This window comes from Micromonospora sp. WMMD558 (assembly GCF_049315255.1).
GTDB lineage: Bacteria > Actinomycetota > Actinomycetes > Mycobacteriales > Micromonosporaceae > Micromonospora.
On sequence record NZ_CP186061.1, the window covers coordinates 3,477,741 to 3,503,682 of the forward strand.

The 25,942-nt window shown below is 73.7% G+C and carries 21 protein-coding genes; 10 read left to right on the top strand and 11 right to left on the bottom strand.

Annotation, left to right across the window (positions count from 1 at the left end; genetic code table 11):
* Positions 1-14 precede the first annotated feature (14 nt).
* Positions 15-2,789 (bottom strand): AfsR/SARP family transcriptional regulator, encoded by a 2,775-nt coding sequence (locus ACN26Y_RS16915; protein ID WP_422732998.1) that lies wholly within the window; start codon positions 2,787-2,789, stop codon positions 15-17.
* A gap of 370 nt (positions 2,790-3,159) precedes the next feature.
* On the opposite strand from ACN26Y_RS16915, the gene polA reads away from it, so the two are divergent.
* Entirely contained in the window at positions 3,160-5,859 is a 2,700-nt protein-coding gene (gene polA / locus ACN26Y_RS16920) for a DNA polymerase I (RefSeq protein ID WP_422732999.1), read from the top strand.
* Between the two features lie 9 nt (positions 5,860-5,868).
* Here polA and ACN26Y_RS16925 read toward each other — a convergent pair whose 3' ends face one another.
* From ACN26Y_RS16925 to ACN26Y_RS16935, 3 genes are all read right to left on the bottom strand, one after another.
* A complete protein-coding gene (locus tag ACN26Y_RS16925) occupies positions 5,869-6,300 on the bottom strand; it encodes a DUF3140 domain-containing protein (protein WP_155331197.1) in 432 nt (143 codons plus the stop codon).
* Entirely contained in the window at positions 6,287-6,529 is a 243-nt protein-coding gene (locus tag ACN26Y_RS16930) for a DUF2945 domain-containing protein (protein WP_422733000.1), read from the bottom strand. The genes ACN26Y_RS16925 and ACN26Y_RS16930 overlap by 14 nt, the downstream gene beginning before the upstream one ends.
* A 185-nt stretch (positions 6,530-6,714) precedes the next feature.
* Positions 6,715-7,521: a class I SAM-dependent methyltransferase gene (locus tag ACN26Y_RS16935; protein WP_155331199.1), complete on the bottom strand. Its 807-nt coding sequence runs from the start codon at positions 7,519-7,521 to the stop codon at positions 6,715-6,717.
* Positions 7,522-7,916: 395 nt separating this feature from the next.
* On the opposite strand from ACN26Y_RS16935, the gene rpsA reads away from it, so the two are divergent.
* Together rpsA and coaE are read left to right on the top strand one after the other, a co-directional pair.
* Positions 7,917-9,401 (top strand): 30S ribosomal protein S1, encoded by a 1,485-nt coding sequence (rpsA, locus tag ACN26Y_RS16940; RefSeq protein WP_366601989.1) that lies wholly within the window; start codon positions 7,917-7,919, stop codon positions 9,399-9,401.
* Between the two features lie 372 nt (positions 9,402-9,773).
* Entirely contained in the window at positions 9,774-10,955 is a 1,182-nt protein-coding gene (coaE, locus tag ACN26Y_RS16945; protein WP_155331201.1) for a dephospho-CoA kinase, read from the top strand.
* Positions 10,956-10,959: 4 nt separating this feature from the next.
* On the opposite strand, the gene ACN26Y_RS16950 is transcribed toward coaE, so the two are convergent.
* Positions 10,960-12,582, bottom strand: a complete 1,623-nt coding sequence (locus ACN26Y_RS16950) for a hypothetical protein (protein WP_155331202.1) — start codon at positions 12,580-12,582, stop codon at positions 10,960-10,962.
* A gap of 296 nt (positions 12,583-12,878) precedes the next feature.
* Between ACN26Y_RS16950 and uvrB the strand changes: the two genes are divergently transcribed.
* From uvrB to ACN26Y_RS16970, 4 genes are all read left to right on the top strand, one after another.
* Positions 12,879-14,978, top strand: a complete 2,100-nt coding sequence (gene uvrB, locus ACN26Y_RS16955; protein WP_155331203.1) for an excinuclease ABC subunit UvrB — start codon at positions 12,879-12,881, stop codon at positions 14,976-14,978.
* Between the two features lie 10 nt (positions 14,979-14,988).
* Complete coding sequence (locus ACN26Y_RS16960) at positions 14,989-15,840, top strand: helix-turn-helix domain-containing protein (RefSeq protein ID WP_422733001.1); 852 nt, start codon at positions 14,989-14,991, stop codon at positions 15,838-15,840.
* Positions 15,841-15,864: 24 nt separating this feature from the next.
* Positions 15,865-16,233, top strand: coding sequence for a VOC family protein (locus ACN26Y_RS16965; protein WP_155331204.1), 369 nt, complete (start codon positions 15,865-15,867; stop codon positions 16,231-16,233).
* Between the two features lie 128 nt (positions 16,234-16,361).
* Complete coding sequence (locus tag ACN26Y_RS16970; protein ID WP_155331205.1) at positions 16,362-17,222, top strand: helix-turn-helix domain-containing protein; 861 nt, start codon at positions 16,362-16,364, stop codon at positions 17,220-17,222.
* Between the two features lie 124 nt (positions 17,223-17,346).
* On the opposite strand, the gene ACN26Y_RS16975 is transcribed toward ACN26Y_RS16970, so the two are convergent.
* Positions 17,347-17,640, bottom strand: a complete 294-nt coding sequence (locus tag ACN26Y_RS16975) for an antibiotic biosynthesis monooxygenase family protein (protein ID WP_155331206.1) — start codon at positions 17,638-17,640, stop codon at positions 17,347-17,349.
* Positions 17,641-17,716: 76 nt separating this feature from the next.
* On the opposite strand from ACN26Y_RS16975, the gene ACN26Y_RS16980 reads away from it, so the two are divergent.
* The gene (locus ACN26Y_RS16980; RefSeq protein WP_422733002.1) at positions 17,717-18,088 is read left to right on the top strand and encodes a hypothetical protein; all 372 of its coding nucleotides are present in this window, start codon (positions 17,717-17,719) and stop codon (positions 18,086-18,088) included.
* Between the two features lie 316 nt (positions 18,089-18,404).
* The gene (locus ACN26Y_RS16985) at positions 18,405-19,403 is read left to right on the top strand and encodes a TerC family protein (protein WP_155331207.1); all 999 of its coding nucleotides are present in this window, start codon (positions 18,405-18,407) and stop codon (positions 19,401-19,403) included.
* Between the two features lie 58 nt (positions 19,404-19,461).
* On the opposite strand, the gene ACN26Y_RS16990 is transcribed toward ACN26Y_RS16985, so the two are convergent.
* Together ACN26Y_RS16990 and ACN26Y_RS16995 are read right to left on the bottom strand one after the other, a co-directional pair.
* Positions 19,462-20,376, bottom strand: coding sequence for an NlpC/P60 family protein (locus ACN26Y_RS16990; protein WP_422733003.1), 915 nt, complete (start codon positions 20,374-20,376; stop codon positions 19,462-19,464).
* Between the two features lie 59 nt (positions 20,377-20,435).
* Positions 20,436-21,533 (bottom strand): mandelate racemase/muconate lactonizing enzyme family protein, encoded by a 1,098-nt coding sequence (locus ACN26Y_RS16995; protein ID WP_366601999.1) that lies wholly within the window; start codon positions 21,531-21,533, stop codon positions 20,436-20,438.
* A 112-nt stretch (positions 21,534-21,645) separates the two neighbouring features.
* On the opposite strand from ACN26Y_RS16995, the gene ACN26Y_RS17000 reads away from it, so the two are divergent.
* Positions 21,646-22,443 (top strand): tyrosine-protein phosphatase, encoded by a 798-nt coding sequence (locus tag ACN26Y_RS17000; RefSeq protein WP_422733004.1) that lies wholly within the window; start codon positions 21,646-21,648, stop codon positions 22,441-22,443.
* Here ACN26Y_RS17000 and ACN26Y_RS17005 read toward each other — a convergent pair.
* The 3 genes from ACN26Y_RS17005 to typA form a co-directional block, all read right to left on the bottom strand.
* Positions 22,412-23,107, bottom strand: coding sequence for a lysoplasmalogenase (locus tag ACN26Y_RS17005; protein WP_155331211.1), 696 nt, complete (start codon positions 23,105-23,107; stop codon positions 22,412-22,414). The genes ACN26Y_RS17000 and ACN26Y_RS17005 overlap by 32 nt on opposite strands.
* A 23-nt stretch (positions 23,108-23,130) precedes the next feature.
* Complete coding sequence (locus tag ACN26Y_RS17010; RefSeq protein WP_155331212.1) at positions 23,131-23,994, bottom strand: serine hydrolase; 864 nt, start codon at positions 23,992-23,994, stop codon at positions 23,131-23,133.
* A gap of 67 nt (positions 23,995-24,061) precedes the next feature.
* The gene (typA, locus tag ACN26Y_RS17015; RefSeq protein WP_155331213.1) at positions 24,062-25,930 is read right to left on the bottom strand and encodes a translational GTPase TypA; all 1,869 of its coding nucleotides are present in this window, start codon (positions 25,928-25,930) and stop codon (positions 24,062-24,064) included.
* Positions 25,931-25,942 lie beyond the last annotated feature (12 nt).

A 25,942-nucleotide genomic window follows, 5' to 3' on the forward strand; every position in this document is an offset into this window, starting at 1 on the left:
TGTCCGGGAGGCGCTCAGAGCGCCGCCGTCCGGGTCAGTCCCGCCACCTGGCGGGCCAGGTCCGCGGTGCTCCGGTGGCCCTTCTCCCGGTAGATCTCCAGCGCGGTCGCCAGTTCCGTCAGGGCGCGGCCGTGCTCTCCACGGGCGAGGTGGGCGCGGCCCATCTCCTCGCGCGCCTCGGCCTCGATCAGCACGTCCCCGGCCTGCCGGGCCTGCGCGACGGCACGTTCGCCGAGGCGCAGGGCCTCGCGCGGCTCGCCGGCGCGGCGGTGGGTACGGGCCAGCCCGACCAGAATCTCCGCGACGTCCCGGTCTCCGCAGTGCGCCTCGGCGAGTGCCAACGCCGTGCGGTAGTGCTCGACCGACGGCGCGAACCGCCCGGCGAGTTGGTGGGCCTCGCCCAGGTTGCTGGCGACCAGGGCGCGCAGGTGGCCCGCGTCCGGCAGGGACCGGCTCTGCTCTTCGGCCTGGGTGAGCCGTCGGATCGCCTCGGCTGGGCGGCCAGCGTTGTTCTCGATCGCCGCGAGGTTCAGCAGCGCCGTCGCCGCGCCCAGCCGGTCGCCCCCGGCGACCCGCAGCTCGTACGCGCGGGTGCAGTGGCCGGCCGCCTCGTCGTGCCGGCCCAGCAGACTGAGCGGGATCGCCAGCCGGCCGCTGAGCAGGGCCTCGCCCCGATGGTCGCCGACCTGCCGGGCTGCCCGCACCCCGCGCGAGTACAGGTCGACCCAGTGGTCGCGCTGGTGGCGGCGGAACAGCCAGCCGTACATGGCCGCGGCGATCTGCCAGGCCAGCCGCGGATGCTCCGTCTCGGCCCGTTCGACGGCCGCCACCAGGTTGTCGGCCTCGGCATCCAGCCATGCCAGCGCGGCCGGCAGGTCCGCGAACCGCATGGCGGCTTCGGTGGTGTCGAAGTTGGGCCGTTCCGCCGGGCGCAGGACGCGGTCGGCCGCGGCGGTCGCGTCCCGGTAGAAGGTGAGCACCCGCTCCAGTGCCGCCGACGCGGCGGCCGGGTCGGCGGCGGCCCCCTCGGCCGCGAACAGCCGGACCAGGTCGTGCATCTGGTGCCGGTCGCCGAGCGCCTGCACCAGGTGGAACACGGCCAGGTTATCGAGCAGGTCGCGGGTCGCGGCCAGCGGCAGCCCGGCCAGCGCCGCGCACGCGTCGGTGCTGGGAAGCCGCCCCGGATGCAGGCCGAGCAGGTGGAACATCCGGCGGCTCGGGCCGTCCAGCGCGGCGAGGGACACCTGCAGCGCCGCGCGCACCGAGACGTCCTCCGCCGTCAGCAGGCCGATCCGGTCGCCCTCGGCGGCGAGCTGCCCGGCAAGGGCTGCGCCGCCACCGGGCGCGCCCAGCCGCGCTGCGGCGATCCGCAGCGCCAGCGGCAGCCGATCGCACAGCTCGGCGACCCGGCGCAGCTCCGCCCGCTCGTCCGAGGCCCCGGGGGCGAGCCCCTGCCGGAGCAGGTCGTGGGCGTCGGACTCGGCGAGCGGGGCGAGAACCAGCTGGGTGGCGCCCTGGGTGGCCACCAGGCCGTCGAGGCGGCGCCGGCTGGTGATCAGCACCAGGTTGTCGCCGGCACCGGGCAGCAGCGGCCGGATCTGACTGGAGGAGGCGGCGTTGTCCAACAGCACCAGCACCGGCCGACTGGCCAGCTCCGACCGGTAGCGGGCGGCCCGTTCCTCCACGTCGGCGGGGACGGCGTCGCCGGGGACGCCGAGGGCGCGGAGGAACCGTTCCAGCACCGCCGCCGGGGCGACCGGGTCGGCGCCGCCGCGGAGGTCCGCGTACAGGTGGGCGGCGGGCCGGCGGCGCAGTCGGGCGTACGCGAAGCGCAGGGCGAGCGCGGTCTTGCCGACGCCGGCCGGACCGACCAGCGCGAGGGTGCGGGCGCCGCCCTCGTCCACGGCGGCGTCGAGGCGCGCCAGCTCGGCCCTGCGCCCGACGAAGCCGGCCGGTTCCGCGGGCAGTTCGGCCGGCCCGGGCGGGACGGCGGGGTCGGGCGCGGGCCGAGCGGCGGCAGCCGCCGAACCGCCCGGGGTGACGGCGCGCAGCAGTTCGAGGTGCAGCTGCTGCAGCTCGTCTCCCGGGTCGGCGCCCAGCTCCGCGGCGAGCCAGCGGCGGTGCTGGTCGTAGGCGCGAAGCGCGTCGCCGGGCCGGTGGCTGGCGGCGAGCGCGCGCATGAGCAGCAGGGTGAAGCGTTCCCGGCTGGGGTGCTGCGCCGCGAGCGGGCCCAGCCGCTCGACGAGCACACCGCCATCGGTGTCCGCGTTCAGTTCGGCCTCGTAGAGCTGCTCCAGGGCGGTCAGGCGGGCGTCCTCGAGCGACTCGACCTCGGGTGGCGGCGGCTGGCGTGGCATCCATCCGCCGAAGGCGGGCCCACGCCACAGGGCGACCGCCTCGCGCAACATGTCCCGCCGCTCCGGCCAGCCGAGCGCGTCGTCGGCGGCGCGACTCCGCGCCACCAGGCGCCGGAATTCGTGCACGTCGACGGTCGTGGGGTCGAGCATCGCGCGGTAGCCGGCACCGTCGGTGAGGATGGCGAGCCGGTCGTCGTCGACGCCGGCGGCGGTCAGCGCGGCGCGCAGCTCGGACACCCGCGAGTGCACCATCGCCCGGGCGGTGCGCGGGGCGCGGGCGGGCCAGAGCGAGTCGACCAGCTCGCTGGTCGACACCACCGTGTTGGCCCGCAGGGCGAGCAGCCCCAGCAGGAGGCGGTGCATGCGGCGACCAACAGCGACGGGCCGCTCGTGGTGCCGGATCTCGACGGGACCGAGCAGGCGTAGCTCCAACGACGTCCTCTGCGGCGCGGCGAACGGGATTCGCCGCGAGTTTAGTCGTGGTCGGGGGACCGCGGGTGATCGGCGCCGGCGGGGCCGGCCCCTGCCGGGCCGACCCGCGCCGCGCCGACGGCGGAGGGTGCTGCGGGCGGACCGCGTCGGGCCCGCCCGCCCCCGAATGACCCTCCGGCCGGGCGGGTCGCCGGCACCGGGCCGGCCGATGACGGTGGACGTCCGCCGCCAGCATCGACGGCGGCGCTTCCCGTTCCCTTCCCGCCGGGCCGCAAGCTGCGGCTTCGCCGGGAGGGGCGGGCCGGGCGCCGGGCGCGGGCCGACCATGTCGGGGCGGGGATTGTCGGGCGTACGGACTAGAGTCGCCACCGTGACAGCTACGACGCCGCGCCTGCTCCTCGTCGACGGACACTCCCTGGCCTACCGGGCGTTCTTCGCCCTGCCGGTGGAGAACTTCTCCACCACGACGGGCCAGCCGACCAACGCGGTCTACGGCTTCACCTCCATGCTGATCAACGTGCTGCGTGACGAGCAGCCGACCCACATCGTGGTGGCCTTCGACGTGTCCCGGCGCTCCTTCCGCACCGAGAAGTACGCGGAGTACAAGGCCGGCCGCAGCGAGACCCCGGCCGACTTCAAGGGCCAGGTCAGCCTGGTCAAGGAGGTCCTGGCGGCGCTGCGCATCCCGGTCGTCGAGAAGGAGGGCTACGAGGCCGACGACGTCATCGCGACCCTCGCCTGTCAGGCCCGGGACCAGGGCATGTCGGTGCTGATCACCACCGGCGACCGGGACGCGTTCCAGCTCGTCGGTGACGCCGTCACGGTGCTGTACCCGCGCAAGGGTGTGTCCGACCTGGCGCGGATGGACCCGGCGGCGGTCGAGGCGAAGTACGGCGTCCCGCCGGAGCGCTACCGCGACCTGGCCGCGCTGGTCGGCGAGTCGAGCGACAACCTGCCCGGCATCCCGGGTGTCGGCCCGAAGACCGCCGCCAAGTGGATCACCGCGTACGGCGGGGTGGACGGCGTCGTCGCCCGCGCCGACGAGATCAAGGGCAAGGCCGGCGACAGCCTGCGGGAGCGGCTCGCCGACGTGATCCGCAACTACGAGATCAACTGCCTGGTGTCCGACCTGGAGCTGCCGCTGCGTCCCGAGGACGCCCGCTGGGCCGGGTGGGACCGGGAGGCGGTGCACCAGGTCTTCGACACGCTGGAGTTCCGCATCCTGCGCGACCGGCTCTACCAGTACCTGGAGGCCGTCGAGCCGGAGGCGGAGGCCGGCTTCGACCTCGCCGGCGAGGTGCTGTCCGAGCCGGGGGCGCTCGCCGCCTGGCTGGGAACGCACGCTCCGGCCGGCTCCGCGGTGGGCGTCGCCGTCACGCTGGACACCGGCCCCAACCGGCGGCACACCGCCTCGGTGACCGGCATCGCCCTGGCCACCGCGGCCGGCGCCGGCGCCTGGCTCGACCCGGCGCGGCTGGACGCCGCCGACGAGTCCGCCCTGGCCGGGTGGCTCGCCGACGGGACCCGCCCCAAGGTGCTGCACGACAGCAAGCCGGCGGTGCTCGCGTTCGCCGCGCACGGCTGGTCACTGGAGGGTGTCGCCCGCGACACGCAGATCGCCGCGTACCTGGCCCGGCCCGACCAGCGGTCGTACGACCTGACCGACCTGGCCCTGCGCTACCTGCACCGCGAGCTGCGGGTCGACACGCCGGACACCGGCCAGCTCACCTTCGACGGCCTCGGCAACGACGGCGAGGCCGAGCAGAACCTGATGCTCCGGGCCCGGGCCACCCTCGACCTGGCCGACGCCATCGACGCCGAGCTGTCGCGCGACGGGGAGCAGTCCGCCCGGCTGATGGCCGGGGTGGAGCTGCCGCTCATGCGGGTCCTCGCCGCCATGGAAAGCACCGGCATCGCCGCCGACACCCAGTACCTGTCCGAGCTGGAGGCGCACTTCGCCGCCGAGGTGAAGGCCGCCGCGCAGGGCGCGTACGAGGCGGTGGGGCGGGAGTTCAACCTGGGCTCGCCGAAGCAGCTCCAGGAGATCCTCTTCGGCGAGCTGGGTCTGCCCAAGACCAAGAAGATCAAGACCGGCTACACGACCGACGCCGACGCCCTCCAGTGGCTCCACGCACAGAATCCGCACCCGGTGCTCGCGCACCTGCTGCGCCACCGCGACGTGGCCAAGCTCAAGACCACCGTGGACGGTCTGCTCAAGTCGGTCTCCGACGACGGCCGCATCCACACCACGTTCAACCAGACCGTGGCGGCGACCGGCCGGCTTTCCTCCACCGAACCGAACCTGCAGAACATCCCGATCCGCACCGAGGAGGGCCGGCGGATCCGCCGGGCCTTCGTGGTCGGCGAGGGGTACGAGTGCCTGCTCACCGCCGACTACAGCCAGATCGAGATGCGCATCATGGCGCACCTGTCGTCGGACGACGCCCTGATCGACGCGTTCAACTCCGGCGCCGACTTCCACGCCGCCACCGCCTCGTCGGTGTTCCAGGTCCCGGTCGAGGCGGTCACCGCCGACCAGCGGCGCAAGATCAAGGCGATGAACTACGGCCTGGCGTACGGGCTGAGCGCCTTCGGCCTCTCCCAGCAGCTCGGGATCAGCACCGAGGAGGCGCGTGGCCTGATGGAGGACTACTTCGCCGGGTTCGGCGGGGTGCGCGACTACCTCCAGGAGGTCGTGGCCCGGGCCCGCCACGACGGCTACACCGAGACGATCCTCGGCCGCCGCCGTTACCTGCCCGACCTGGTCAGCGACAACCGGCAGCGGCGGGAGATCGCCGAGCGGATGGCGCTCAACGCCCCGATCCAGGGCTCGGCCGCCGACATCATCAAGGTCGCGATGCTGCACGTCGACACGGCGCTGCGCGAGGCCGGGCTGCGCTCCCGGATGCTGCTCCAGGTGCACGACGAACTGGTCTTCGAGGTGGCCCCCGGCGAGCGGGAGACCCTGGAGGCGTTGGTCCGGCGCGAGATGGGTGGGGCGTACCCGCTGTCGGTGCCGCTGGAGGTCTCGGTCGGCGAGGGCCGCGACTGGAACAGCGCCGACCACTGACCCCGCCGGCTACCGGCCCGGGCCCCGGCGTTCCTTCGGCGGGGCCCCGCGCCGCTCCAGCGCCTTCCTCGACGGGCCGCCCGGCGGCGGAAGCGGTCCCTTCAGGGGGTCGTGCCCCCAGTTCATCAGGGAGTACCGCCACCGGGTGTCGCGGACGTCGCCGCTGGGCCGCTGAGCCATGTGCCGGCGGACGTAGCCGACGACCTTGCGCATGTGCTTGTAGTCGGCCTCGGAGAGGTCGCCACGCTTACGGCGCAACAGGTCGATGATCTTCCGGCCGGACTCGTGGCCGACCGACTCGCCGCTCTTGGCGCCCTTCCGGCGCCAGCCGACGTGCTTGGACTCGTCGGTCTCCAGCCACGTGGACAGCTCGCGGGGCTTCATGTTCACCGCCTCGGTGAACTCCCGGTAGGTGTCCCGGTCCTGGTCACCGCCGCTCATGGCGAAGCGCCTCCGGCCGGTGGGCGACGTCCCGCCCCGAGTGGTCGTTGCGGATGCGGTACTGCGGGTCCTCCGGTGACGCGTCGACGGTGTGCCCGCGTACATGCGTCCGGTCGATGAGCTTCTCCTTGACCACGCCGTGGGCCCGGCCGCTGTGGCTGGCCCAGGACACGTGGTCACCCTCGCGGAACTCCTGCTTGGCCATGCCGTCCGGGTACCCGGAGGACATCGGCGGAAACGACCGCCGCCGGGGCCTGACCGGTCTCGCCCGGCCGGCTCCGCGCCGTCGGCCCCGGGCCCGGACCGCCGCCCGCCCGCGCCCTCACGCGCGTCCGGTCCCCGCGCGTCCGGTCCTCAGGCGTCCGGTCCCCGCGGGTCCGGTCCTCAGGCGTCCGGTCCCCGCGGGTCCGGTTCTCAGGTGGGCGGTTTCTCGGTGACGAAGATGGCCGTGCCGGGGAAGAGCCGCCCCCGTAGCGGGCTCCACTGGCCCCAGATTCCCTCGTGCCCCTCCGGCCACTCCGGCTCGACCAGGTCGACCAGCCGGAAGCCCGCGCCCACCAGCTCCCGGATCCGGTCGCCGAGCGTGCGGTGCTGCTCGACGTACGTGGCGACCCCGTGCTCGTCCTGCTCCACGTAGGGGGAGCGGTCGAAGTACGAGTGCACGGCGGTCAGCCCGTGCTCGCCCGGATCGTCGAGGAAGATCCAGCGCATCGGGTGGGTCACCGAGAAGACCCAGCGCCCCCCGGGACGCAGCACCCGGGCGACCTCCCGCATGACGGCCGCCGAGTCCGCGACGAACGGGACCGCGCCGAACGCCGTGCACACCACGTCGAACGCGGCGTCCGCGAACGGCAGGGCGAGCGCGTCGGCCTGCACCAGCGGTACGCGTACCCCGGTGTGGCCGGCGGCGAGCGCCGCGTGCCGCAACATGCCGGCGGACAGGTCCAGGGCGACCGGCCGGGCTCCCTGCGTGGCCAGCCACCGGGCCGCGGCGGCGGCTCCGGCCCCCAGTTCCAGCACCCGCCGCCCGGACACCTCGCCGAGGAGGCGCGCGTCCGCCTCGCGCAGCCCCTCGGGACACCAGACGAAGTCCACCTCGCCCAGGAAGGCTCCGTGCTCGGCCTGGTACGCGTCGGCGTCGCCGTCCCACCAGCGGCGGTTGGCGCGGCGCGCCTCGGCGTCGCCGACGGTGCGGCGGGCCACCCGGCTGTCGTCGTCCACCCGCTCACGCTAGGCGGCGACCCGGCGCCCGCGGCCGGCGGGGCCGTCGGCGCGTCGGTCCTCGGCCCCCCGACCACGCCCTACCCTTGCCCGGTGGGGCCGGTGTGACTCGCGTGACACCCGAGGCGAGTTCGGGCTGAAATCTCCGCTTTCGCAGCTGACGAGGTAGCGATGAGGTGGGAGGGCTTGCACGCTGTGGTAATGCAGCGGGTAGGCTAGACGATGCGCTCGCGGATCGTGTGCCTCGGCAGGGAGCAGGTGCGCGGTCGACGGAGCCACATCATGATCCCCATCAGCGATCGTAGGGTGTGCCCGGCGGCGGATCCGCTGGCGCGAACAGGTCACCGCGGCCCACGTCCGTGATGACAACCCATCCGACCGGAGCAACCGCCCACATGACGAGCAGCATCGAGGCCCCCTCGAGCGCCACCAAGGTCACCGTCGACGATCTCGGTTCCGAGGAGGCTTTCCTCGCCGCGATCGACGAGACCATCAAGTACTTCAACGACGGCGACATTGTCGAAGGCACCGTCGTCAAGGTCGATCGGGACGAGGTCCTGCTCGACATCGGCTACAAGACCGAGGGTGTCATCCCCTCTCGGGAGCTGTCGATCAAGCACGACGTGGACCCGGCCGAGGTGGTGTCGGTCGGCGACCACATCGAGGCCCTTGTCCTCCAGAAGGAGGACAAGGAGGGGCGTCTGATCCTCTCGAAGAAGCGCGCCCAGTACGAGCGCGCCTGGGGCACGATCGAGAAGATCAAGGACGAGGACGGCGTCGTCCGCGGCTCGGTCATCGAGGTGGTCAAGGGTGGCCTCATCCTCGACATCGGCCTGCGCGGCTTCCTGCCGGCCTCCCTGGTCGAGATGCGGCGGGTGCGTGACCTGCAGCCGTACGTCGGCCGCGAGCTCGAGGCCAAGATCATCGAGCTGGACAAGAACCGCAACAACGTGGTGCTGTCCCGCCGGGCCTGGCTGGAGCAGACGCAGTCCGAGGTGCGCACCGAGTTCCTCAACAAGCTCCAGAAGGGCCAGGTCCGCAAGGGCGTCGTGTCCTCGATCGTCAACTTCGGCGCCTTCGTCGACCTGGGCGGCGTGGACGGCCTGGTGCACGTCTCCGAGCTGTCCTGGAAGCACATCGACCACCCGTCCGAGGTCGTCGAGGTGGGCCAGGAGGTCGAGGTCGAGGTCCTGGACGTCGACCTGGACCGCGAGCGGGTCTCGCTGTCGCTGAAGGCGACCCAGGAGGACCCGTGGCGGCAGTTCGCCCGCACCCACGCGATCCAGCAGATCGTGCCCGGTAAGGTCACCAAGCTGGTGCCGTTCGGCGCGTTCGTCCGGGTCGACGACGGCATCGAGGGCCTGGTCCACATCTCCGAGCTGGCCGAGCGCCACGTGGAGATCCCGGAGCAGGTCGTCCAGGTCGGCTCCGAGGTCATGGTCAAGGTCATCGACATCGACCTGGAGCGTCGCCGGATCTCGCTGTCGCTGAAGCAGGCCAACGAGGGCTTCGTCGAGGGCGAGGAGCACTTCGACCCGACCCTCTACGGCATGGCCGCGACCTACGACGCCGAGGGCAACTACATCTACCCGGAGGGCTTCGACCCGGAGACGGGCGAGTGGCTCGAGGGGTACGAGAAGCAGCGCGAGACCTGGGAGCAGCAGTACGCCGAGGCGCGCCAGCGCTGGGAGGCCCACCAGAAGCAGGTGCAGACCTCCCGCGCCGCCGACGCCGAGGCGGCCGCCGCCCCGGCTCCGGCCACCGGCACCACCACCACGACCAGCCCGGCCCCGAGCCGGCAGGCCGAGGAGCCGGCCGGCACCCTCGCCACCGACGAGGCGCTCGCCGCGCTGCGGGAGAAGCTCGCCGGCGGCAAGTGACCCTCACGACAACTCCAGCTCGGCGCGCCTGACGCCGCAGCGCCCGGAGCCGTCGCTGACGACGGGCCCCGTCCCCGCGATCGACAGATCGCCGGGGCGGGGCCCTCGCCGTTTCCACGCCGGCCGTCGAGCCGGCCACCACACATGATCGACGCGGGACGGGGCATACCGGGCCCGTCCTGCCGCGACCAGGCCCGAGCTGCCGCAGGCTGAGTCGATCACCTCGACCTCGTGATCCACTCCATGCCAACGCCGTCGCGGCATCCGGCCAGACCGGACAGCGCGATGCCGGCGTCACCGCGGCGCGCGGCCGGACATCGCGGGGCCCGAGTCCGGTTTGGCACGTCGCGGATGATCCGGTTGACTGGTGCCGTGTTGAAGGTGGGATTGACGGGCGGGATCGGTTCCGGCAAGAGCGCGGTGGCGGCCCGGCTGGCCGAGCGGGGCGCCGTGGTCGTCGACTCCGACCTGATCTCCCGGGAGGTGGTCGCCCCCGGCACCGAGGGGCTCGCCGAGATCGTCGCCACCTTCTCCGAGCGCGTGCTCGCCCCCGACGGTGCGCTGGACCGCGCCGCGCTGGGCGCCGTGGTCTTCGCCGATGAGAACGCCCGCCGGACGCTGGAGTCGATCATCCATCCGCGGGTGCGGGCGCGCAGCGCCGAGCTGGTCGCCGCGGCGGGGCCGGACGCGATCGTGGTCAACGACGTGCCGCTGCTGGTGGAGGTGGGGCTCGCGCCCACGTACCACCTGGTGGTCGTGGCGGAGACGGCCGTGCCGACGCGGCTGCAGCGGCTGGCGCGGGACCGGGGGATGGACCCGGCGGAGGCCCGGCGGCGGATCGCCGCGCAGGCCGACGACACCCGCCGGCGGGCGGCGGCCGACGTGGTGCTCACCAACGACGGCACCCTCGCCGAGCTGCACGCCGCGGTCGACGCGCTCTGGGCGGACCGACTGCTGCCCTACGAGGCGAACGTCCGCCAACGGCGGGCGGTCCGACCGCCGCGGGTCGAACTGATCGAGGCGGACCCGACGTGGCCGCTGCAGTACGCCCGGCTGGCCGCCCGGATCCGGCACGCCGTCGCCCCGGCCGACCTGCGGATCGACCACATCGGCTCCACGGCGGTCCCCGGCCTCGCCGCCAAGGACGTGATCGACGTCCAGCTCACCGTGCCGCGCCTCGCCGACGCCGACGGGCCGCTGGCCGAGCGTCTCGCCGAGGCGGGTTTCCCGCGCCTGCCCGGCGAGTGGTGGGACACGCCCCGGCTGCCCGGTGACGACCGGTGGGAGAAGCGGCTGCACGGCAGCGCCGACCCGGCCCGGCCGGCGTACCTGCACGTCCGGGTAGCCGGCTCGCCGGGCTGGCGGTACGCGCTGCTGATGCGGGACCACCTGCGGGCGGACCCGGACCAGCGGGCGGCGTATCTGCTGCTCAAGCGCGAGCTGGCCGCCTCCGCGCCGGACGCCGTCACCTACTCGACGGCGAAGGACCCGTGGTTCGACGAGGAGCACCTGCGGGCCGAGGAGTGGGCCGTGCAGACCGGCTGGCGGCCCTGACCGGTCACCGCCCGCCCGACGTGGTGGTGCGTGCGGCGTCGAGTCGGGGCACCGACCCCGGCACCAGGTCGAGCTGCGCCCACGTGTGTGCCCGGGTCGGCAGTTCCAGCCGGCGCAGCAGGCCGGACCGGTCGATCCAGTAGCGCAGCCGCGCGCCGGACGACCGTAGCTCCACCACGTCGACGCCGGTCCCGGCGAGGCTGTCTTCGCGGATCCGTCGGGCGGTGCCGATCGGCGCGGCGGTTCCGGCCCGCAGGGCGGTCGCCACCAGCGTGGTGAGGTCGTCGGCGGGCGCGGCCCGCCAGCCGTCCACCGGCACCGGCAGCGGCGGGCGGCCGGGCGCCTCCACGGTGCCGGGGACGGTGCCCGCCGGCACGTCCGTCCGGGTGGCGCGGCCGGCGTCGTGCCGCACCAGCGTCCGTCGCCCCGGCTGGTCGAGGTCGGCGACGACGAGGTAGGCGTCCCGCCGACTCCAGGTGAGCCAGCCGGCGCCGCGCAGGTTCGTGCCGGGGCCGAGCGGGGCGGTGACCGTGACGGTCGCCCCGCCCACGTCGCGCAGGCGCGCGGGGAGCCGTTCCAGGCGGCGCTGCTCGGCGGGGGTGAGTGTCCGTGGCGTCCCGGGTCGTCCGCCCAGGGCGTCCACCGGGCGCAGGGTGGGCCGGTCGGTGCGGTTGAGCTGCACGGTGACCGGACCGGCGCCGGGCAGCCGGACCTCGAGCCGGTGCAGCCGGGCGTCGCCGTCCACCCACCAGCGCCCGTCCGGAAGCGCGGGCGTGGCGGCGTCGGCGGGTGCCGGCAGCGGCGCGGTCAGGATGTCCACCGGCTGGGCCGCCACGTCGGTCCGGCCGGTCCAGCGCGCCGTGTCGGCGGCCGGCGCGTCGGGCCGGTCGGCCGCGAGCCCGAACAGCAAATCGAGGACGGGGGCGAGGCGCCCGCCGGCGGGCAGTGCGGTCAGGCGCCACCGGTCGGCCGGCGGCACCAGGGGCGGGGGCGCCGGGGTCGGTACGGCGTCGGGGTCCGGCCGCAGGACCACCGTCGACGGCGTGGCCTGGAGGAGCCCTCGGGCGGGGCCCGCGCCCGGTCCACCGACGTCGAGGTAGACCAGGGGGCGGGACCAGTCCACCCAGCCGACCAGTTCGGTGCGCTCGCCGCCGGTTCCCGCCGTCAGACGCACGCCGGCCCGCAGGTCGCGGTAGTTGGTGACCCGCATCGCCGCGAGCCGCGTCCGCTCCTCGGCGGTCAGCGCGCGGGGCGGGTCCGACGGTCGGGGCGCCCAGCTCAGCAGCCCGACGACCAGGGCGACGGCGGAGACCAGGGCCACTGCCGCGAGCACCAGGAGGGTGGTGCGGCGGCGGCCGGTGAGCACCCGGGGAAGCTGACCGGTCTGGGTACCGTCGGGCAGCGGGCGGTGGGGTGCCGGGGGAGGGACGCCGCCGGGGATCCGGCGCCGGCGGGCGCCGCGTGGGGCGGTGCCGGGCGCCGGGGTGCGGGCCGGTGCCGTGTCGCCGGGCGTCGGCGGCGGATCCGGCTCGACGTGGTCGGGGTCGACCGGGTGCGGAGCGCGGCCGGCGGCCGGCGGGCGCTCCGGTTCGGGTGGCGTGCGGCGGCGGCGGGCGGAGGACTCCACGCGAGGTTGAACGGATTTCACCGGCCGGGGGTGACGTGTAGGGGCGCTCGCGGCGGCCGGTCAGCGCCGTCAGCGCGACCACGTCGGGTGCGCACTCCGGAAACGGGTGCTGCGACCCCTGTGCCGGGGGCGGCCGGCCGTCGAGGGCCCGGCCACCGGCCCGGTCGGCCGCCGCGAGCGGCCTACGCGAAAAGCGTAGTCCTGTGGGATGGGGCACACAATGGGAATATCGAAGCCGGTCACGGACCGTCGGTAGTCGGCCCAGGGTGTCGGACCCCGGGCGTACCGTGGATGTCATGGCGCTCGACATTCCCCGGCTCGACGGCCGTTTCCAGGTCATCAGTGAGTTCCAGCCGGCCGGTGACCAGCCGGCCGCGATCGACGATCTGGAGCGGCGGGTCCGGCGCGGCGACCGTCACACGGTGCTGCTCGGTGCGACCGGCACCGGCAAGAGCGCCACCACGGCGTGGCTCATCGAGCGGATGCAGCGCCCCACGCTGGTGCTGGCCCCCAACAAGACGCTCTGCGCCCAGCTGGCGAAGGAGTTCAGCGAGCTGCTGCCGCACAACGCGGTGGAGTACTTCGTCTCCTACTACGACTACTACCAGCCCGAGGCGTACATTCCGCAGACCGACACGTACATCGAGAAGGACTCCTCGATCAACGAGGAGGTCGAGCGGCTGCGCCACTCGGCGACGATGTCGCTGCTGACCCGCCGCGACGTGGTGGTGGTCGCCACCGTCTCGGCGATCTACGGCCTGGGCACCCCCGAGGAGTACCTGGACCGCGCCGTCCGGGTCGCCGTCGGCCAGGAGCTGGACCGGGACCAGTTGCTGCGCCGCCTCGTCGACATCCAGTACACCCGCAACGACATGGCCTTCCAGCGGGGCACGTTCCGCGTCCGCGGCGACACCCTGGAGATCATTCCGGCGTACGAGGAGCTGGCGGTCCGGATCGAGCTGTTCGGCGACGAGGTGGAGAAGCTCTACTACCTCAACCCGCTCACCGGTGACGTCGTCCGTGAGGTCGACCACCTGCTGATCTTCCCGGCGACGCACTACGCGGCCGGCCCGGAGCGGATGGAGCGGGCGATCCGCGACATCGAGACCGAGCTGGGTGAGCGGCTGGCCGAGCTGGAGCGGCAGGGCAAGCTGCTGGAGGCGCAGCGGCTGCGGATGCGCACCACGTACGACATCGAGATGATGCGGCAGGTCGGCTTCTGCTCCGGCATCGAGAACTACTCGATGCACATCGACGGTCGGCTGCCCGGCAGCCCGCCGCACTGCCTCCTCGACTACTTTCCGGACGACTTCCTCACCGTCGTCGACGAGTCGCACGTGACGATCCCGCAGATCGGCGGCATGTACGAGGGTGACGCCTCCCGCAAGCGCATGCTGATCGATCACGGCTTCCGGCTGCCCAGCGCCGCCGACAACCGGCCGCTGCGCTTCGACGAGTTCCTGGAGCGGGTCGGCCAGATGGTGTTCCTGTCGGCCACGCCCGGCCCGTGGGAGCTGGAGCACGCCCAGGGCGAGTTCGTCGAGCAGGTGATCCGTCCGACCGGCCTGGTCGACCCGGAGGTGGTCGTCAAGCCGACCAAGGGCCAGATCGACGATCTCATGCACGAGATCAAGCTGCGCACCGAGCGGGACGAGCGGGTCCTGGTCACCACGTTGACCAAGAAGATGGCCGAGGACCTGTCGGACTACCTCCTGGAGAACGGCATCCGCGTGCGGTACCTGCACTCCGAGGTGGACACGCTGCGCCGGGTCGAGCTGCTGCGCGAGCTGCGCAAGGGCGACTACGACGTGCTGGTCGGCATCAACCTGCTGCGCGAGGGCCTCGACCTGCCCGAGGTGTCGCTGGTCGCCATCCTCGACGCGGACAAGGAGGGCTTCCTGCGCAGCGGCCGGTCGCTGATCCAGACGATCGGCCGCGCGGCGCGCAACGTCTCCGGCCAGGTCCACATGTACGCGGACAAGATCACCCCGTCGATGGCGGAGGCGATCGAGGAGACCAACCGCCGGCGGGCCAAGCAGATCGCGCACAACGAGGCGAACGGCATCAGCCCCGAGCCGCTGCGCAAGAAGATCCACGACATTCTCGACGACATCTACCGGGAGGCGGAGGACACCGACACCCGGGTCGGCGGGGCGGTGCGGCAGCTCTCCCGGGGCAAGGCGCCGGTCAAGGAGACCCGCAGCCGGGGTCGGGCCGCCGGTCCCGCCCGGGAGGGGATGGCCCGGGCCGAGCTGGCGGAGCTGATCCAGGAGCTCAACGACCAGATGCTTGCCGCCGCCCGGGAGCTGCAGTTCGAGCTGGCGGCCCGGATCCGCGACGAGATCGCCGAGCTGAAGAAGGAACTGCGGGGCATGGACGCCGCCGGGGTGAAGTGAGCGCCCGGGGATGACCATGGACGAGGTGGTGGTCGGCACGCCGGAGGCGCGGTTGCGCCCGTTCGTCGACCACTACCTCGGCTACCGGGAGACCGCGCCGCTCCCGCTGGTGCGGCGTCAGGCGGCCGGCGCGTTCGTCGTGCTCGTCCTCGGCTGGGGCGACCCGCTGGACGTCGTGGACCCGCGGGCGGCCGCGCCCGGCGCCGTCGGGGTGACCTCGTTCGTCGCCGGCCCGTACGACGGGTGGTGCACGACCACGACACGGGGCGTCGGCACGGGGATCGAGCTGATCCTCACCCCGTTGGCCGCGCGCCGGCTGCTCGACCTGCCACTGGACGAGGTGACCAACCGGGCGGTCGCACTCGACCGGCTGCCCGACCCGTGGCTGGCCCGGCTCGGCGACCGGCTGGCCGGCGAGGCCACCTGGACCCGCCGGTTCGCGCTGCTCGACGCCGCGGTGGCCACCCGACTGGCGGCCACCGCGCCGGTCGACCCCCGGCTGGGGCGGGCCTGGCGACGCCTGGCCGGCACCGCCGGCGGGATCGGCGTCGCCGAGCTGGCCGACGAGCTGGGGTGGAGCCGCCGGCACCTGACCGTCCGCTTCCGGCAGGAGATCGGCGTGTCACCGAAGACCGCCGCCCGGCTGTTGCGGTTCCAGCGGGCGTACGCGACCGTCTCCCGGGACCTGGTGTCCCCGCCGACGCCCGGTGGGGCCGCCCCTCGGCGGGGGTGCGGCGGGTGGGCGGAGCTGGCGGCGTGCTGCGGGTACTACGACCAGTCGCACCTGATCCGGGACTTCCGCGAGTTCACCGGCACCACCCCCGGCGCGCTGGCGGGATCACATTCGTCCAATCCGGCCTGACCGGGTGGCCGACAGGATCGCCCCATGAGAAGCATCTATCCGACCTTCCGCTATCCGGACGGGCGGGGCGCGATCGAGTGGCTGTGCCGGGCGTTCGGCTTCCGGGTGCACGAGGTGCACGAGACACCTGACGGTTCCGTCACGCACGCCGAACTGATTTTCGACGACGGGATCGTCATGGTGGGCACGGGGCCGGGCCCGCGGAGCCGCCCGGCCGACGACGACTACGCGGTCTACGTCGCGGTGGACGATCTGGACGCCCATCACGAACGGGCCCGGGCCGCCGGTGCCGAGATCGTCCGCGCCCCCTTCGACACCGACTACGGCTCCCGCGACTACGCCGCTCGGGACCCGGCCGGCCGGGTCTGGTCCTTCGGCACGTACCGGCCGTGAACGCGGCGGCCCCGGCCGACGGAGCGGCCGGGGCCGGCAGCGCCACACCCGGGAACGTCGCTTTCCGCAAGCGTTGTATTGCGCTGGGTGATCGTCCTGCGTACTCTCCCTCGGTGGGGAGGCGGGAAATGCCGTTGCCAACAAGTCCGGTCATCCGACGCGCGCGACTCGGTGCCGAGCTGCGTCAACTGCGCCGACGGGAGGCACTCACCCTGGAGCAGGTCTGCGACCGGCTCGGCTGGGCCTCCACCTCCAAGCTGTCCCGCATCGAGCTCGGGCAGAGCCGCCCGGACCTCGCCGACGTGCTGGACCTGCTCGACGTCTACCAGGTGCCACCGGCCCAGCGGGACGCGCTCATCGTCATCGCCCGGGACGCCGCCACGAGCCGGGGCTGGTGGCGGGCGCTGGGCGAGATGGGGGAGCGGCAGCGCACGTACGCGGAGCTGGAGGCCGGTGCGGCGAGCATCGTCGACTGGCAGCCCGCCGTCGTGCCCGGGCTGCTCCAGACCCCGGCGTACGCGCGGCTGCGGGTCACCGCCGGCCACCTGGTGGACCCGACGGTGGACGTCGAGGGGGACGTCCGGGCCCGGCTGATCCGGCACGACGTGCTGCGGCGGGAGGACCCACCCCGTTACACGGCGATCCTCGCCGAGGCGGCGTGCGAGGCCGGCGACACACCGCCCGAGGTGTGGCGCGAGCAGCTCCGGCACCTCGTCGACCTGGCCGAGCTGGCGAACGTGACGATCCGCCTGCTGCCCCGCGACCGGGCCCCACGCGGCGGGGTGCAGCCGCTCACGCCGTACTCCTGCTACTCGTTCCCGGATCCGGCCGACCCCCGCACGGTGATGCTGGAGGCGCTGACCACCGACGTCCGGCTGGTCGCACCGGTCGACGTGGACCGGTACGAACGGCTCACCGGGTGGCTGCTGGAGGCCGCGCTGACACCGGAGGAGACGGTCGCGGCGCTGGGCCGGCGGCTCGCCGACTGACGTGGTGGCCGTCGCAGGGTTGACGGCGGCAGCCGCGCGGTCGTCCGGGCCCGGCGCCCCCGAGCCCGTCGGGACCGGCGACCGGCGCGTGCGGACAGCACGATAGGCGTCGGGTACGACAGGGTCAGGCGAGCACGTCGACGAAGTGCTCGACCAGCGGCGGGTTGGCGAAGTGCGGGCCGATCAGCTCGCGCCACCGGGTGAACCGTTCGGTGTTCCGGAAGTTCTCGGTGTGCGCCTCGACCGAGTCCCACTCGACCAGTAGCACGAACCGCGACGGCGACTCCACGCCCCGGGTCATCCGCACCGACCGGCAGCCGGGCGTGCCGGCGAGCACCCGGTGCCCCTCCGCGTACGCCGCGGCGAACTTGTCCTCGTGTCCCGGCAGCACGTCGATCAACGCGACCTCAAGCACCATGTGCGCAGCCTCGCACGGCGGCGCGCGCGGGGTTCGCGGCGGGGGCGGCTTCCCGCCGGCTGGACGGATCTCCAGGGTGATCGGGCGGGAACGGTCCGGCGTCGGCCCGCAGGTGCGGCGCGGTGCCGACTTCCGGCACGGCCTGGTGGTCGGGAAGTTCTACCCGCCGCACGCCGGGCACCACGCGCTGATCGCCGCCGCCGCCGTCCGCTGCGCCGCCGTCACCGTAGTCGTGGCACCGTCGCGCCGGGAGTCGATCCCGCTCGACCTGCGGCTGGCCTGGCTGCGTGAGGCGCACGCGGGTGCCCCGTGGGTGTGCTTCGTCGGGACGTACGACGACCATCCGGTCGACTACGCCGATCCGGCGGTCTGGGACCTGCACTGCGCGGTGTTCCGCGCCGGCCGGGCCGGGCGCCGGCCGGGTCGAGGCTGGAGGCTAGCCTCCTAGGAAGCCTTATGCGCGGTGATCGGCGCTATTCCGTTCGGAGAGGTGGGGAGGGACACCGGACGCCCAAGGTGCGGTCACTGGCCGCAGTGGGTGAGAATGACGGGCGAGGAGGGGAGTATTCCCCTGCGACGGAGTCGTCAGCACGGTCGACCGCCGGCCCCCGGTGGCGCGACCCGGCCCCGTCGGTCGCCGTCCCATCCGGGGGCGGCGGCGGAAGAGACCTCCGACAGTCACCAGAGTCAGCGTCACCGGCTCACCGCGCCCCGTGAGGGCGTACGGTGTGCCGGACGTTGCGTGTCTGCCGGAGGAATGAACCTTGGACGTGTCCGGAGCGGTGTGGGCGGGAACGCTCGTCGCACTGACGGCGATCCTGCTCGTCGACCTTCTGATCATCGGTCGACGCCCGCACGAGCCCAGCGTGCGCGAGTCGAGCCTCTGGGTCGGCTTCTACGTCGCCCTGGCTCTGATCTTCGGCGCGGGCGTCTGGCTCGCGTCCGGGCCGAGCGCGGCGGGCCAGTTCTACACGGGCTGGCTGACCGAGTACAGCCTCTCGGTGGACAACCTCTTCGTCTTCGTGATCATCATGGCCCGCTTCGGCGTGCCCCGGCAGTACCAGCAGAAGGTGCTACTCGTCGGCATCGTGCTCGCGCTGGTCATGCGTGGCGGCTTCATCGCCGCCGGTGCCGCGCTGATCTCCCAGTTCTCCTGGGTCTTCTACATCTTCGGCGCCTTCCTCATCTACACGGCGGTCAACCTGGCCCGGCAGGGCGAGCCGGACGAGGACGAGTTCACCGAGAACGTGCTGATCCGGTGGAGCCGCCGGGCGCTGCCCATCTCACGCGACTACGACGGCGCGAAGCTCACCACGTACGAGAACGGCCGCCGCCTGTTCACGCCGATGCTGATCGTGATGATCGCGATCGGCACGACCGACCTGATCTTCGCGCTCGACTCGATCCCGGCGATCTTCGGTATCACCCAGGAGCCGTACCTGGTGTTCACCGCGAACGTGTTCGCGCTGATGGGCCTGCGGCAGCTCTACTTCCTGCTCGGCGGCCTGCTGGACCGCCTGATCTACCTCAGCTACGGCCTCGCGGTGGTGCTCGGCTTCATCGGCGTGAAGCTGGTGCTGGAGGCCCTCGCGGACAACAACCTGCCGTTCATCAACGGCGGCGAGCACGTCGCCTGGGCCCCGCACATCCCGATCTGGCTGTCGTTGACGGTCATCCTCGGAACCCTGCTGGCGGCCACCGTGGCGAGCCTGGTCAAGTCGTCCCGGGACCGCCGCCGGGAGCTGGTCAAGGCCCGCGGCTGAGACGCCGGTGACGGCGGGGGCGCTCCGGTGGGGCGCCCCCGCCGTCGTTCGTGTGGTGTCAGACCCGGTGGGCGGCGACCAGGGTGGCGGTGCGGTCGGCGGGCAGCCGCTCCTCCAGGACGCGGCGTTGCCGGTAACAGGCGTGCAGCATCCGGCGGTCGTCGCCGGGGCGCGGGTCGGCGGTGACGATGCCGATGTGGTGGATGCCCCGTCCGGGGCGGGCGAAGAAGTAGAGGTCACCGGGGCGCTCGCTGCCGGGCGGCAGGGGCGTGGTGGCGGTGGCCTGGTCGTCGGCGTCGCGGGGCAGCCGTACGCCGAAGCGCCGCCAGGCCAGGTGGACCAGGCCGGAGCAGTCGATGCCGTACGAGGAGACGCCGCCCCACACGTACACGACGTCGAGCAGGCGACGGGCGACGGCCAGCACCTCCTCGGCGGTGGGGGCGGCGTCCGCGACGGCGGCGGTGTGCCGGGCGGGGATCCAGAGCGGCACGTCGTGGCCCGGGGCGTGCACCGGCCGCCAGCCGGCCACGACCGGGCCGGCCGTGGCCAGCCGGGTGCCGAGGACGACGCCGGGCAGCCGGACCGGACCGTCGGGCGTGGCGTGCAGGGCGGTGACGGTGGCGTCCACGACGAGCGGGTCGGTGTCGGGGAGCGCGGTCGCCGGGGCGAGCTGGCCGGCCGGGAGCCAGCCGGGGTAGCCGCGCGGGTCCAGCTTGGCGGGCTGTTCCACCGCGACGACGTGTGCCCAGCCGTCGGGACGCAGCTCGGTCACCAGCACCCGCTCGCCGAGCAGGAGCTGGCTGAGCACGCAGTCGCCGACCTGCTGGTCGGCGTCCATTCCGGCGATCCAGGCGGCGATGTCGGTGCGCGGGGCGAGGGCGGGGCTGTCGACCGCGCGTACCGCCTCGGGGGAGGCCCACAGGGTGGCGACACCGACCCGGACGACGGCCTCGCGGCCGGTTTGCAGCTCCACGGTCCACCCCCAGGTCACGCCGCCCGCTGCCGCGACGATATGAAAGTTTCCGCCAAAGATCAATCGACCTGTTGAATCTTTGCTTCAGCGAGCGCGTCGATCCCGAGGCCCGGAGCGTCGGCGAGGACCACCGACGCGCCCTCGTACCGGGGACCGCCGCGAACCGGCGACCAGGCCAGCCACCACGCCGCGTCCAGGTCCGGGACGGCGGTCGTGCCGTACGCCGCGACCAGGCTGGCCGCCGCGCCGATGCCGACCTGGGTCTCCATCATGGAGCCGACGACCGTGCCCATGCCATGGGCCACGGCGAGGTCGAGCAGGGTACGGGCGACGTGCAGGCCGCCGCACTTGGCGAGCTTGACGTTCACCAGGTCGGCCGCGCGCCGGCGGATCACCTCGACCAGGTCCCGGACGCCGAAGACCGCCTCGTCGGCGAGGATCGGCGTGGACACCCGTTCGCTGACCCAGGCCAGGCCGTCCAGGTCCCACCGGGGGACCGGCTGCTCCACCAGTTCCACATCCAGCCCCGCGTCCTCGATGCCCCGGATCACCCGGACGGCGTCGCGGGGCGTCCAGCCCTGGTTGGCGTCGAGCCGGATGCGGACCCGCGCGCCGACCGCGGAGCGGACCGCGCGTACCCGGTCCAGGTCGCCGGCCGCGTCCGTGCCGACCTTGAGCTTGAGCACGTCGAAGCCCTCGGACCGGCGCGCCCGGGCGGCGGCCGCGAGGTCCACCGCGTCGCCGGCGGCGAGCGTGACGTCCGTCGGGACGCGCAGGGCCGTGCCCCCGAGCAGCCGCACCAGCGGTACGCCGAGCCGCCGGGCGGCCAGATCGTGCAGGGCGACGTCGACGGCCGACTTGGCGGCCTCGTTGCCGGCCACGGCCCGCCCCACCTCGGTGCAGCGGGCCACCAGGTCGTCCGGGTCCCGGCCGGTGAGCAGCGGGCCGAGCACCTCGCGGACGCACGCCTCGGAGCCGGCCGTCGACGCCCCGGTCACCTGCCACACCTGCGGCGCCTCGCCGACGCCGCGGCGCCCGTCGGCGTCGACGACCTCCACGACGAGGGTGTCGACGGTGGTGGTGCGGCGCAGCGCGGTGACGAACGGGGTGTGCAGGGGCGCGGAGAGCCGGTGGGTGCGTACCGCGGTGATCGTCATGTCGGGCACCCTATAGGGGGACGGGCAGGCGATGGGGAGGCCGGATGAGCGAGCGGATCACGCACAGCCGACTGGTGCCGCGGGGCGCCGCCGAGCGCGGCGGGGCGGCGGCATGAGGGCGCGCGAGTGGGATCTGGTGGGCGCGCCGAACGCGCGTGACCTCGGCGGACTGGTCGGGGCGGACGGGCGGCGGGTACGCCCCGGGGTGCTCATCCGCACCCCGGCGCTGGGCCGGTTGACCGACGAGGACCTGCCGGTGCTGGCGAAGCTGGGACCGTCCTGCGTGGTGGACCTGCGGGACGCCTCGGAGCAGGCGGTCGCCCCGCCGGACCGGCTGCCGGGCGAGCCGCGGGTGGTGCACCTGCCGGTGCACGACGCGGCGCACCCGGTCTTCACGTACGTGTCGGCGGTGCTGCTCGGCCACGACCTCGGGGCGTACGCGGAACTCGCCGGGCAGGGCACTCCGGCGGCGATGACGGCGATCTACCGGTGGTTCGTGACCGGGGAGTCGGCGCGGGTCGGGTTCGGCACCGCCGTGCGGCTGGCGGCCGAGGCGGACAATCTGCCGTTGCTCTACCACTGCTCGGCCGGCAAGGACCGCACCGGCTGGCTGACGGTGGTGCTGCTGCACGCGCTCGGGGTGGACGAGGCGGCGGTCCGCGCCGACTACCTGGCCAACAACCCGCTGACGGAGAGCCTGCGCGAGGTGATCCTGACCGCGATGCGCCGGCGGCAGCCGGACCTGGACGTCGACGCGGTACGCCCGGTGCTGGAGGTGCGCGACGAGTACCTCGACGCCGCGTACGACGAGGTGCGGCGGGTGCACGGGTCGTTCGGGGCGTACCTGCGCGACGGGCTCGGGGTGAACGACGATCTGGTCACGGCGCTGCGGGCGCGGCTGCTGGAGTGACCGGTGCGGGAGCGGTGGGGCGGGCGGCCCAGCCCGTGACGATGAGGGCCTGACCGGCGGCGTAGGTGGCCATCACCCAGATCGGTGGGCCGGGCAGGGTCCCCACTCCGGCGACGCCGGTGGCGATGAGCAGGTCGGAGCCGAGGAAGAGCGCGCCACCGAGGCCGACGCGCCAGCCGTGCGCGGCGGCGGTGCTCGCCATGGTGGCCAGGGCCGCCGCGTACCCGGCGACGGGCACCGCCAGGCCGGCGTCGCTCAGCCCCGGCCACATCCAGGCGAGCGCGGCGACGGTCAGCACCGCGTACCCCAGCGGGACGGCGGCCAGCGGCGGGCGGCGCAGCGCGGCGGCGGCGCCGCCCCGGGTGAAGGCCGCGACGTAGCAGACGTGCGCGGCCAGGAACAGCGCCATCCCGGCGAGGAAGGCCGCGTCGCCGTCGCCGAGCAGCGCGACGTCGCCGCCGGTGGAGAAGGCCAGCGCGGCGAGGACGAGCCGGTCGGGCCGGGCGCCGCGGTCGGTGCCGGCCCGCCAGAGGTATACGGCGAGCAGCGGCATCAGCAGCGGCTTGGTGAGGAGTTCACCGATGGCGCTGCCGGTGGCGTTGGCGAGCAGGTTCGCGGCGGCCACGACGGCGAACGCGGCCAGCAGGACACGACGGGACGGCATGGTGGCTCCTCGCGGCGCAGCGGTCAGTTCAGGTTGTGGCGGGCGTTCCAGGCCTCGCGGGAGATGCGGGCGATGAGGCGGCAGGCGTCGTCCTCGACGTCCTCGCCGCTCGGTCCGCCGTCGGCGGCGTCGGTGGTGGTGCAGACGGCGATGACGTACGGGGGCGCGTCGTCGGGCGCGACGACGCCGACGCCGTGGCGGACGCCGCGGACCCAGCCGTTCTTGTGGGCGATGCGCGTGCCGGCGGGCAGGCCGGCGGCGAGGTCCTCGCGGTGCTCCTGCGCGGCGAGGGTGTCGAGCATCGCGGCGCAGCTCTCCGGTGCGGCCAGCCGGCCGGGCCGGGCGGCGCCGCGCGCCAGGCCGCCGAGGAGAGCGGCCAGGTCGGCGGCGGTGACCAGGTTGGTGATGCCGGCGTCCCGGGCGGCGAAGTCCTCGATGCCGCGGCCGGTGACGCTGTGCCGGGCTCCGGCGCGGGCCCACACGTCGGCCACGGCCGGCAGGCCGACCTGGTCGATGATCACGTTGGTGGCGAGGTTGCTGGACCGGACGATCATGCGCTCGGCGAGCCAGCGCAGGGGTGCGGCGCCGCCGGCCCGGTCCCAGACGGTGTCGTCGTTGTCGTAGTGCTGGGCGCAGGAGAAGCGGGGCGCGCCGGGCAGCGCGGAGTCGAACTCGTTGCGGACCGGGGCCGGAGCGTCGAGGTCGAGGCGGCCGGCCTCGGCGGCGCGGTGCAGCGCCACCAGCACGGCCACCTTCATCGTGCTCGCCGCGTAGTGGGTCGCGTCCGGGTGCCGGGTCCAGGTGGGGGGCGTGTCGAGGCGGCCCACGTACGCGGACACGGTGCCGGGCACCCGGTCGAGGTGGGCGTCCAGCGCGTCGAAGATCACCCGCCGAGGGTAGCGGTGCGCAGGGGCCCCGCACCACGACGGCGTGGTGCGGGGCCCCTGCCGGTGCTCAGCCGGCGTGCTTGCGGCGGGCGGCGGTGCGCGCCCGCTGCGTCTGGTCGAGCACCACCTTGCGGATGCGGACCGCCGCCGGGGTCACCTCGACGCACTCGTCCTCGCGGCAGAACTCGAGGGCCTGCTCCAGCGACAACTTCCGCGGCGGGATCAGCTTCTCGGTCTCGTCCGCCGTGGAGGAGCGCATGTTGGTGAGCTTCTTCTCCTTGGTGATGTTGACGTCCATGTCGTCGGAGCGGGAGTTCTCCCCAACGATCATGCCCTCGTACACCTCGGTGCCGGGCTCGACGAAGAGCTGGCCACGCTCCTGGAGGTTGGTCATGGCGAACGCGGTGACGGAGCCGGACCGGTCGGCCACCAGGGAGCCGTTGTTGCGGGTCCGCAGCTCGCCGAACCACGGCTCGTACGACTCGAAGACGTGGTGCAGGATGCCGGTGCCCCGGGTCTCGGTGAGGAACTCGGTGCGGAAGCCGATGAGGCCGCGCGCGGGGACGAGCCACTCCATGCGGATCCAGCCGGTCCCGTGGTTGACCAGCTGTTCCATCCGGCCCTTGCGGGTGGCGAGGAGCTGGGTGATCGCGCCCAGGTACTCCTCCGGGGCGTCGATGGTCAGCCGCTCCACCGGCTCGCAGGTCTTTCCGTCGATCTCCTTGGTGACGACCTGCGGCTTGCCGACGGTCAGCTCGTACGACTCGCGGCGCATCTGCTCGACCAGGATCGCGAGGGCCAGTTCACCGCGGCCCTGCACCTCCCACGCGTCGGGGCGCTCGGTGGGCAGCACCCGCAGCGACACGTTGCCGATCAGCTCCTTGTCGAGCCGGTCCTTGACCATGCGGGCGGTGACCTTGGCGCCCTTGACCCGGCCGACCAGCGGCGAGGTGTTGGTGCCGATGGTCATCGAGATGGCCGGCTCGTCGACGGTGATCAGCGGCAGCGGCTGCGGGTCCTCGGCGTCGGCGAGCGTCTCACCGATCATGATCTCCGGGATGCCGGCCACGGCGATGATGTCGCCCGGCCCGGCGGAGTCGGCGGGCTTGCGCTCCAGGCCCTCGGTCATCAGCAGCTCGGAGATGCGGACCCGCTGGGTGCTGCCGTCGGTGCGGCACCAGGCCACGGTCTGGCCCTTGGCGATCGTCCCCTGCCGCACCCGGCACAGCGCGAGCCGGCCGAGGAACGGCGAGGCGTCGAGGTTGGTGACGTGCGCCTGGAGCGGGGCCTCCTCGTCGTACGCGGGCGGCGGGATGGTGTCGAGCAGGGTGCGGAACAGCGGTTCCAGGTTGTGGCTGTCCTGCGGGACCGAGCCGTCGGCGGGCTGGGTGAGCGAGGCGATGCCGTCGCGGGCGCACGCGTAGACGATCGGGAAGTCGATCTGCTCCTCGTCGGCGTCGAGGTCGAGGAACAGCTCGTACGTGTCGTCCACGACCTCCTTGATCCGGGCGTCGGGGCGGTCCACCTTGTTGATCACCAGGATGATCGGCATCCGGGCCTTGAGCGCCTTGCGGAGCACGAACCGGGTCTGCGGCAGCGGGCCCTCGCTGGCGTCGACCAGCAGCACGACGCCGTCGACCATGGTGAGGCCGCGCTCCACCTCGCCGCCGAAGTCGGCGTGCCCGGGGGTGTCGATGATGTTGATGGTGACCGGGTCGGACCCGTCCGTCGGCAGGTACCGCACGCCGGTGTTCTTGGCGAGGATGGTGATGCCCTTCTCCCGCTCGAGGTCCATCGAGTCCATGACCCGCTCGGTCACCTCACCACGGGCGCCGTAGGCGCCGGCCTGCCGCAACATGGCGTCGACCAGGGTCGTCTTGCCGTGGTCGACGTGGGCGATGATGGCGACGTTGCGGAGGTCGGTGCGAAGCTGCATACCCTCCATACT